At 47.1% G+C, this 1,067-nt stretch carries 2 tRNA genes and 2 rRNA genes; all 4 read left to right on the forward strand.

Annotated elements, in window-relative coordinates:
* A 16S ribosomal RNA gene (locus tag B9A22_RS24835) occupies window positions 1-70 on the forward strand; the annotation flags it as partial.
* 327 nt (window positions 71-397) lie between these two features.
* Window positions 398-474: transfer RNA gene (locus B9A22_RS24840), tRNA-Ile, on the forward strand.
* 23 nt (window positions 475-497) lie between these two features.
* Window positions 498-573: transfer RNA gene (locus tag B9A22_RS24845), tRNA-Ala, on the forward strand.
* A gap of 112 nt (window positions 574-685) precedes the next feature.
* Window positions 686-799: ribosomal RNA gene (rrf, locus tag B9A22_RS24850) — 5S ribosomal RNA — on the forward strand.
* Window positions 800-1,067 lie beyond the last annotated feature (268 nt).

Raw genomic sequence — 1,067 nt, forward strand, 5'->3', positions numbered from 1 at the left:
GGGGTCAATGATTGGGGTGAAGTCGTAACAAGGTAGCCGTATCGGAAGGTGCGGCTGGATCACCTCCTTTCTAGGGAGATAACGGACTTGAAATACAGTTCGAAATCCTAGGTCGACGATGCTATCGAGGAAGTCTGTATACTGCAGATTATCTAAGAAACCGTCGTAACGTTTATCTTGATTCGATGCGCGGACATTTGGCAGATACATTACATTTACATTGTTTGGTTTTGAGGGAATGCTCATTTAAATATACTTCGGCAAAATCGCGTTAACGGGTTGCATCGTTCGCGATGGGGGTCGAAGGTAGAGAGTACAACAATTCTCTTGAGGCTGTCACAAGCGAGTATCGCTAAGCAACACAGCGAGGGCAAGTTTTTATACAGCCGGAAGTTTTGGGCCTATAGCTCAGCTGGTTAGAGCGCACGCCTGATAAGCGTGAGGTCAGTGGTTCAAGTCCACTTAGGCCCACCATCTTCATCTTAATATAGTAATATGGGGGCGTAGCTCAGCTGGGAGAGCACCTGCCTTGCAAGCAGGGGGTCAGCGGTTCGATCCCGCTCGTCTCCACCATAATCTAGTGACGATAGCTGTAGGAAGGAAGGTACTAACGTACCTTTGAATTTTACACTGCATGTTCTATATCGTAACGAGAGACTTCGTCGATGTCATGAGATACTAGATATCTAGTGGCGGTAAGACGTTTGACCCGTTCCGCATGCCGAACACGGAAGTTAAGCCTACAAACGCCGAAGGTACTTGGCTGGAAACGGCCTGGGAGATTAGGAAGTTGCTGGTTTAGGTTAGAGGAACGCAAAGCGTTCCAAATAACCCATGTTCCTTGAAAACTGCACAGAAGAAAGCAAAAGTAAAAGTACCTCTCATATGCAAATATGTAGAAGTAACTTAACGAGCGCAATTAGGATTTTTTAAGACGTCTTAACCTTAGTCACAAGCTAAGTTTAAGTTGAGGCGAAACTGGCTAGCGGGTATCAGGTGCTAGGCGCACCGGAAGACCGTGCAGTGCCGCGTACAGTCGTACGCAAACAAACGGTCTGAGGAGCAAC

Source organism: Sporomusa malonica, assembly GCF_900176355.1.
Taxonomy (GTDB): domain Bacteria; phylum Bacillota; class Negativicutes; order Sporomusales; family Sporomusaceae; genus Sporomusa; species Sporomusa malonica.